The 8,433-nt window shown below is 53.1% G+C and carries 8 protein-coding genes; all 8 read left to right on the top strand.

From position 1 onward, the window contains the following. Positions 1 to 862: hypothetical protein (locus tag B2Z72_RS14775; RefSeq protein ID WP_297005181.1), on the top strand; the 862-nt coding region annotated here is incomplete at its 5' end. Continuing rightward, entirely contained in the window at positions 855 to 1,919 is a 1,065-nt protein-coding gene (locus B2Z72_RS14770; protein WP_296982904.1) for a hypothetical protein, read from the top strand. The genes B2Z72_RS14775 and B2Z72_RS14770, both read left to right, overlap by 8 nt. Beyond that, positions 1,916 to 2,479 (top strand): hypothetical protein, encoded by a 564-nt coding sequence (locus B2Z72_RS14765; RefSeq protein ID WP_296982905.1) that lies wholly within the window; start codon positions 1,916 to 1,918, stop codon positions 2,477 to 2,479. Before B2Z72_RS14770 ends, B2Z72_RS14765 begins: the two co-directional genes overlap by 4 nt. Further along, positions 2,479 to 4,860 (top strand): DUF6160 family protein, encoded by a 2,382-nt coding sequence (locus B2Z72_RS14760; protein WP_296982906.1) that lies wholly within the window; start codon positions 2,479 to 2,481, stop codon positions 4,858 to 4,860. Before B2Z72_RS14765 ends, B2Z72_RS14760 begins: the two co-directional genes overlap by 1 nt. Before the next feature lie 71 nt (positions 4,861 to 4,931). Further along, a complete protein-coding gene (locus tag B2Z72_RS14755; protein WP_297005178.1) occupies positions 4,932 to 6,482 on the top strand; it encodes a 2-isopropylmalate synthase in 1,551 nt (516 codons plus the stop codon). 3 nt (positions 6,483 to 6,485) lie between these two features. Continuing rightward, on the top strand, positions 6,486 to 7,277 hold the full coding sequence (locus tag B2Z72_RS14750) for a hypothetical protein (RefSeq protein WP_296984017.1): 792 nt from the start codon (positions 6,486 to 6,488) through the stop codon (positions 7,275 to 7,277). Positions 7,278 to 7,299: 22 nt separating this feature from the next. Beyond that, complete coding sequence (rimI, locus tag B2Z72_RS14745; protein ID WP_296984019.1) at positions 7,300 to 7,722, top strand: ribosomal protein S18-alanine N-acetyltransferase; 423 nt, start codon at positions 7,300 to 7,302, stop codon at positions 7,720 to 7,722. Beyond that, positions 7,719 to 8,381, top strand: a complete 663-nt coding sequence (locus tag B2Z72_RS14740; RefSeq protein WP_296984020.1) for an energy-coupling factor ABC transporter permease — start codon at positions 7,719 to 7,721, stop codon at positions 8,379 to 8,381. The genes rimI and B2Z72_RS14740 overlap by 4 nt, the downstream gene beginning before the upstream one ends. Positions 8,382 to 8,433 lie beyond the last annotated feature (52 nt).

The raw sequence follows: 8,433 nt of genomic DNA, 5'->3' as shown, positions 1-8,433 counted from the left end.
AGGTCAGGCATTTCTGCAGATTGATCGCGATGCAGCGGGTTCATTCGACTTTACCCGTTTTACCTTTGGTATGGATGTCGATATCTCGCTTAACGCAGATCTGGTTGAGCTGGGCAATTATGTCCGTGACGGAGAAGCCGGAGCGGACATCCGTATTAACGATTTCGCTTTGGGCAGTGTTAACGATGACGGTACGCTGAGCCCGTTCAATATTCAGGATCCTTATTTCGAGCTGGCTTTCGAAACCGTCGACGGTAAAGAAGAGCTTGTTGGTGTCCGCCTGGGCTTTACGGAAGCACTAGGAAAGCTGTCCGGTAATATCGAATCTCTCACCGGTAACATTCAGGTGAATGTGATTGGTACAGCGGATCCTATCTATGAAGAATCTAATATTATACAGCGGGGCCTGCTTGCGTTTGCTGGGGTAAACCGCGACACGGTCCTGCAGTCGCAGGCTGTCCTGGTGGATGAAGACGGTAATGAGAGCCAGATACGGGCAACCCGCGTTGGTATTCCCAATGGTACGTCTCTCTCCTGTGTCAGCGGCTGTGGCCTGTTGTCCGATATTCTCGATATCTTTGGTTCTGATGGCTGTGAAATTCTCGGGATCGCAACCTGCTTCCCTTTAAACACTTTCCGTACTTTAGATATCGGTGATGTAGAAAACGGCCAGAGTACGCAGGGTATGTTTCTGTCATTTCAGACCAAGCAGGTTTTCTGGCTCGATAACGGCGAAGGAACACCGACTACTCCCGGTGCTTTTATGAATATCCCGAACGGCGGTATTTCAGTCGATTTCGAGGAGTCCTTTAACGGCATCGAAAGAATAAGAACAAAATTCCTGGATCCATATTATGACTAAGTATCTGTCACGACGGGGCGTGGTGTTGGTGTCGGTGTCGGTTTTTTTGTCGGTGTCGGTGTTTGACGCTCCCTCCGCCCTTGCAGAATTAAAAGCGCTGGATGACAGCCAGTTGGCGAGTGTGGAAGGTGCAGGAATTGGTCTGGTACTGGAAGACTTTGCCTTTGAAGCCGGAGAGGATGTTGCCGGGGGGAACCGTCTTGATATCGGTGGCATTACCAATGCTGATGGTGAAGAAGTCGTGTTAAGTATCTCCCAGTTCTATGTTGCAGGCAGCGGCAGTAATCAGGGGGTAAATGTTATTGGTAATCCGGTGAATCTGGGCCGCCTGCTGTATCCCTACAATATTGAGTTGGTCGATGGCGATACCATAGGTATTTACGATAAAGCCGTATTTGAATTCTCTGCGCCGGAGCGGCTGGCGGGCTCTTCGTCTAAGCCTTACAGCCTGCTCGGCTACGCCATCGAAAACCGCAGTGAACGCCGCTTCCCTGACCAAGTTGTGGCAAGCGGCTCCCGGGTTGATGCCATTACGGGTATCGACACGTCGGTGTTAACCAGCAGGACCGGTGAACTGGCGGATATGGGGATTCGTTTTGATCTGGAAGAGAACGGTGTCCGGGCACAGTCGCTGGAAGCTCATGCTCAGGGGGTTGCCGTCGACGGTTCTTATCTGCGCTTATGGGGCGATAACAATGAGATGATTGGCAATCTGGCGCTGAATCTGTACGTGCAGGATCTCAGTGTTTTTGCCTGTGATGCGGACGGCAATAACTGTGGCCAGAATATTCATCTGCAGAATCTGATCATTGAAAGCGAGTTGGGTTATGGCGCAGATCAGCCGGTGACATTTGAGGTGGCATCCGACGGTAACTTTACCGTTGAGGTTGGCAGTATTGAGGGGAAAAGTGATGCCTTCTATCAGGATTACTATGCCAATGGTCCGCGCACAGATATTCACATCGGCAATCTTACCGTAGGTAATACAGACTTCGGATCATCAACGATTGCTAATCTGCAGATTCAGTATCTGCGCGCAACCAGCAGGGATTTGTGATGAGAATATTTACTCTGATTTCTGCATTATTTTTTGTTCTGAATAATAGCCTTCACGCTCTGGAACCTATGAGTGATCAGGCGCTGGATCATATCAGCGGCCAGGGGGGAGTGTACCTGTCAGGCGATCTTACGATTAACGCGGATGGCGGCCCGTTAAATGTTGATGGGCCATCGGCCTGGAGCTCAGATTGCAGTGGTGGTAATGGTGGCAGTCGCTGTGGTGGCCGTATAGCGATTAATACCGGTGATTCCGCCAGTGAAGGCTGGTTTGTACTGGATAATATTCGTGGCCGGTTTTCCTTTGAAGGACTGACCCTTAAAACCCGTAATATTCAATCCGGCTTTGATGGCGATGGTGCTTTATTCGACGCCGATGTACTGGAAGTGGGTTTACCCAATTCACTTAAATATGAAGATGTTTCGTTTACCGTGGCCAACAGTAACAGCGCTCGGCCAACGGATGCGGGTTTTGTGCAGACGGATATTTTTACACTGAATATTAATGGTGAATCCCGTCTGCAGGGCAACCTGCTGGTGTTCCCGACCGGAGCACCGTAATGAAAAAATCCATATCTCAACACCTGATCATCACAGCAGCCCAGGCCTGTCTGTTTCACGCTCAGGCTTATGCGGCGCTGACGCCAATGAATGAATCGGAAATGCAGCAGGTGAATGGCCAGGCGGGTGTGACGCTGGAGACCAATGCAGTGTTTACCATTGGTGAGGCTGCTTACACAGATGATGGTCAATCACTGCAACTGCAGAATATTCAGTATGGTAACCGCGATGATTTAACAGGTAGCGCACTGAACACTCAGGTTATTGATGTGTTGTCAGATGGCTCGCTGCAAATAGACAGTCAGACATTGAATGCGGGGCTGAATATTGGCGCTGTGCGAGTGAATGATTCCAGCGGCAGTTTTGGTCAGCTGCGTTTTAATTATTCCTCAGACAGTTCATTACGCATTGGTGCTCCGCAATCGGCGGACTATTACGTCGAAGGCAGTTATGCCACCACCATCAGTGATGCTGAACTGATCTGGACAACGAACGGGCAGTCGCTGAGTTTCCGTGATATTGGCTACAGTGCTCAGATCGGTAATTTAGCCATCGGCGAGGCCAGAGATGATTTGGCGACAGGGCTGAACCTGGCGTTCACTGATGTCAGTTACGGTTTTTCTACCGGGGGCATGTTCCTCGGCGAACAGTCATTAGGCACGCTGGCAGGAAGTCTCGCGCTGGATGGCAGCACCCAGATTTATGCCGGTGGCGTTCAGGGCAACGAAGGTCTGCGCATGAACGCGCAAATTAATATCGCTGATAATCCGGCCAACTTTGTGCGTTTTACCGATGATGGAAATTCCCTGTATATGGGCGATTTCAACGGCGATCTGACACTGCGTGATTTAACGTTTGATGTGATGGCGGATCATCTGCAGCTTGGTGTCAGTGAATTATCCGGTTCCTTCAATGCCAATCAGATTCTGATCGGCGACAGCTCCCGTCCTGTCGGCGCGGTGCAGCTGGATTTCCTGTTTGCTGATGCCAATGGCCACAGCAATGTCTGGCGTTTTTATCCGGGAATCGTAACACCGGAGATAGCGTCTCTGCCGCTGGGGATGCAGCCCTACGCCAGTGATTTTTACGCGTCACTGAATGACAGCAGTGATGGTTTGTCTGTGACTACAGAATGGAGTCTGGCTAATGCCGAGGCAGCCTATATTGATGACAACCGTATGGTGCTGATCAGTGGAATCGAAAGTTATGGCCGTGGTGATTTAACCCTCGATGTGCGGGCTTTCGATCATGACAACAACAGCGCGACGGCGGATAAAACCGCCATCGCGGTGGGTATGAACCGCTTCACCGGCAGCTACAGTATTGATGGGCTGCGGGTTGGCACCAAGGATTCCCCGATTCAGGGTGGCGCTGAGCTGTTGCTGTCTCTGGAGCTGTTTCAGGCAATGGATTTTAATCTGGATGGTTATACGTACATTACTGCAGGCGGGACGTCGGGCGGCGGCATTCAGGTGGACGGCGATTACCTGTTCAGCGACACCAATATCGGTCTGTCCATTGATGAAAACGGTAAAGGCGTATGGGCTACCGGCGTGAATTACGATCTGCATCTGCGTGGGCTGCAGTTTGATGTGAGCGATTCCGGTATCAGCCTCAATCGCACCGAACAGTGGAGTACCATGAATGTGGATAACATGCGCTGGGGTGATCGTAACAGTGGCCGCAGTCTCGGCCGGATTGTATTGGAGCGTTACGAGAAGGGCTCGTCTCTGACCATTAATCCGGGCGGCGCGGGTGCCGTCTGTGTTGGTGGTGCAGGCAGTGACGAGACATCCTGTGCTGCCGCAGGCGGACGTTGGGAAGACCGGGGTAATGAGGGTATGACGGTGGCTCTGAAGGTTGCCTTTGAACCCGAAGGCATTACCAGTGATGGATCACTGGCGCGCAACCGTCTGACCTGGGAAAACAATCGCACTGTGGATGGCAGCAATAATCCGGTGAATGGCACGGGTACCCAGATTATCTTTGATGGTTTCAGTACCAATGACGGCCTTGGGCCGGGTGACGGCAACGACTATGGTTTTCAGGCCGATCTGAAAATTGATGTCTACGAGACCCGGGTCGCGAAGAAGTTCTCTGGTTTGGATGACAACGGCGTCAGCGGCAATCAGGGCGATGAGCTGATTTATAACGATGCATCACGTACCGGTTACAGTTATGTGGCAAATCCGGATCTGGCTCAGCAGCAGCTGCGCCCACTGGGTTTTGCTGTGCAGGGAAATGTGTCGTTCCGTGATCTGCAGATCGACAGTGTGCAGCTGAAGCATCCGGATGTGGCGCTGCCTGAGACGGTATTTTCCGGCGTTGTGTTGCAGAATTTTGACATCACCACCAATCTGACCGCGACTCCGATCCGCTGAGCGGCTGCCAACCGGGCTCATCAGGCGTATACTATGCGCCCGATGAGAAATTCCTGGTAGCGGAGTAGCACATGAGCCAGCAAGACCGTTTGGTCATCTTTGATACCACTATGCGTGATGGGGAACAGAGCCCGGGCGCATCCATGACCAAAGAAGAAAAAGTCCGTATCGGCAAGGCGCTGGAGAAAATGCGCGTCGATGTGATAGAAGCCGGCTTTGCTGCCGCATCACCGGGCGATTTTGCGGCCATCGAAGCAGTTGCTGCGGCGGTACGCGAAAGCACCATCTGCAGTCTGGCACGTGCCGTTGACCGCGATCTGGAGCACGCAGCAGCGGCCCTGAAACTGGCTGAACGTGCCCGTATTCATACCTTTATCGCCACCTCACCGATTCATATGCAGTACAAGCTGCGCATGCAGCCGGATCAGGTTGTTGAGCAGGCGGTTTATGCGGTGAAGAAAGCCCGTGGCTTCGTCGAAGACGTGGAGTTTTCCTGTGAAGATGCCGGCCGTTCTGAGGATGATTTCCTCTGCCGTATCATTGAAGCGGCGATCAATGCCGGTGCCAGTACCATCAATATTCCGGATACCGTGGGCTATGCCATTCCGGAAGAATTCGGCTACAAAATCAAAACCCTGCTGAACCGTATTCCAAACGCTGATAAAGCGATTTTCTCCGTACACTGTCACAACGACCTGGGTCTGGCGGTTGCCAACTCTCTGGCGGCCGTGGCCAACGGTGCCCGTCAGGTGGAATGTACCATTAATGGTCTGGGCGAGCGTGCCGGTAACGCCGCGCTGGAAGAGATTGTGATGGCTACCCGTACCCGCCAGGATCTGTTCAATATCGGTACCAGTATCGATACCACGCACATCGTGCCGACTTCCCGTCTGGTGTCTTCGATCACTGGCTTCCCGGTACAGCCGAACAAAGCCATTGTGGGTGCCAACGCGTTTGCGCACGAGTCCGGTATTCACCAGGACGGCGTGCTCAAGCACCGCGAAACCTATGAGATCATGAAAGCCGAAGACGTGGGTTGGGGCGCTAACAAAATGGTTATGGGTAAGCACTCCGGCCGTGCGGCATTCCGCAGCCGCCTGGAAGAGCTGGGTGTTACCTTCCCGACCGACGCAGCGCTGAACGAAGCATTCGCGCGCTTTAAAGATCTGGCCGATAAGAAGCACGAGATTTTCGATGAAGATCTGCAGGCACTGGTCAGTGAAACCATCTCTGATGCAGCTCCTGAAGCCTGGAAACTGGTGGCGCTGGAATGCCATTCTGCCATTGGTGAAACCCCGGTAGCGGAAGTGGTTGTCAGCCATCACGGTGATGAAAAGCGCAGCAAGTCCGAAGGCAGTGGTCCGGTAGATGCCGCACTGAAAGCCATCGAAGCTGTTGCCAACACCGGCGCTAATCTGCTGCTTTACTCAGTGAATGCCATTACTCAGGGCACTGATTCACAGGGTGAAGTGACTGTGCGTCTGGAGAAAGGCGGCCGTATCGTCAATGGCAGTGGTGCTGACACGGATATCGTGGTGGCTTCTGCCAAAGCCTATATTCATGCGGTCAACCTGCTGATGTCGGATAACTCCCGTCAGCATCCGCAGAACGACGGCGTATAACCTGTGCTGGAGCAGCGGCGTCAGGATTACCTGCAGGCCATGGGCATCACGCATTGGGTGCCCAGGATGGTTCTGCCGCATGCTCCGCAACCACGCTGGATTGCGGAATCACCGGCGCACGCGCCGCATCCGCATAAAGTGTCTGCCGGAGAAGGGCATCTGGTCCATCCTCTGGCCGCTGAATTACTGCACGACAATGCCAAACCTGCGGTAGCGCGGGTTAACGACACACCGGCTGGTGCACGCGCAGCGCCAGTCGCGGAATCTGTTGCACCTGCCGCTGAGCTTCGGGCTACCGCTGCGGCACCCGCCGCCGTTCAGTCCAATCCATCAGCACCTCACACTGAACAGCTTCCTGCTCAGTCACAACCTGTTGATCTGACACCGCCGCGCTTTGAACTGCAGTTCCTGCGGGTATCACAGCTGGGTGTGTGGATTACTGATCAGGCACAGGACGTGGAGCGCATGCAGGGATTTGCCTGGCGGGTATTGCAGGCAATGTCGGATCACACAGGCTTTATGCAGCCGCCGTTCAGTTTCCGCTGGCCGTTTATTGAGTCTGCTCATGATGATCAGAGTCACCCGGTGGCGGTGCAGGCACTGTCTGCACAATGGCGTTTTTTCACGGATCAGGGCGCGCGCTATGCGGTCTGTTTCGGCAACGTCAGTCAGCAATGGCTGAACAATATCGGCGTAACGCCTTTGTTTGTCGGCGCTTCAATTACTGAGGTTATGCAGAGTGCCGGCGAGAAACGTCGCCTGTGGCACGCGCTGCGCGAATTGGAGGGCATCTGACGTGGAGTTCAGAGCCGCTGTTATGCAGGATCTGACTGCGGTGATGTCGATTGAACGCCGCGCTCATTTTCATCCCTGGTCGGAATCCGTCATCAGTCGCTATCTGCAAAAGCCGGGCAGCGCCTGGATCGCAGAAGAAAATGGCACTGTGCTCGGCTGGGCTGTGATTACACTGATTGCCGGTGAAGCTGAACTGCTGATGATAGCCGTCGATCCGGATTATCAGGGCAAAGGCACGGGTCGTGCGCTGATGAATTTTCTGCTCAATTATCTGACGGAAAAACAGGCCGAGCAGTGGTTTCTGGATGTGCGCGAAAGCAACAGCAAAGCCATTGCTCTGTATGAATCCATGGGCTTCTGCCTGGCCGGTAACCGCAGTAATTATTACCCCACGGCCAACGGGCACGAAGATGCCCTGTTATATTGTCTGGATCTGCAGCCATGATCGACCGCCCGGACCTGTTGCCCGTCTGGGCACTGTACGCTTCTTCTGCTCTGGCGCTGGCCATTCTTATTCCGGCGTTATTTACCTACCACTGGCATTCATTATTCAGTAACCGTCAGGCCCAGCATTTCTTTTTTGGCGGCGTTGTGGCGCTCTCTGTGTTGTGGAATATGCAGGCGGGTATTCTGCCCGGGCTGAGTTTTCATGTGATGGGTGTGACCGCCCTGATGCTGCTGATGGGCTGGCGACTGGCACTGCTGGCGATGTTGTTAATTCAACTGGTGCTGGTGGCCACGGGTAAGCTCTGGTGGGGCGGTCTGGGCTACAGTTATCTGTTTACCGGTGTATTGCCGGTACTGTTCAGTTACGGATTTTATCTGTGCGTGTTTAATCGTCTGGTGCGCAATCCGTTTGTGTATATTCTGGTGGCGGGTTTTCTTAATGCCGGATTTACTCACGCCTTTTCTGATGTGCTGCAGGCTCTGAGTTTATGGCAGCTGGACGTCTATACGCTGGATAAAGTCTGGCACAATTATCTGCGCTATCTGCCGCTGATGATGTTTCCGGAAGGTGTTATCAACGGCATGTTTATTACCGGCATGGTGGTGTTTAACAGCCGCTGGCTGAGTACCTTCGACGAAGATTCCTATTTTAATTAGCACTGCTTTAACTGATACAGGTTTAACTGAGCCGGTTTAACTGAGCCGGTTT

Origin of the sequence: Thalassolituus sp. UBA6592, from assembly GCF_002433655.1 — a bacterium.
In the GTDB taxonomy this organism is placed as follows: domain Bacteria; phylum Pseudomonadota; class Gammaproteobacteria; order Pseudomonadales; family Oceanobacteraceae; genus Venatoribacter.
The sequence above is the reverse complement of the archived record's forward strand: the minus strand, read 5'-3'. Positions and strand labels throughout refer to the sequence as shown.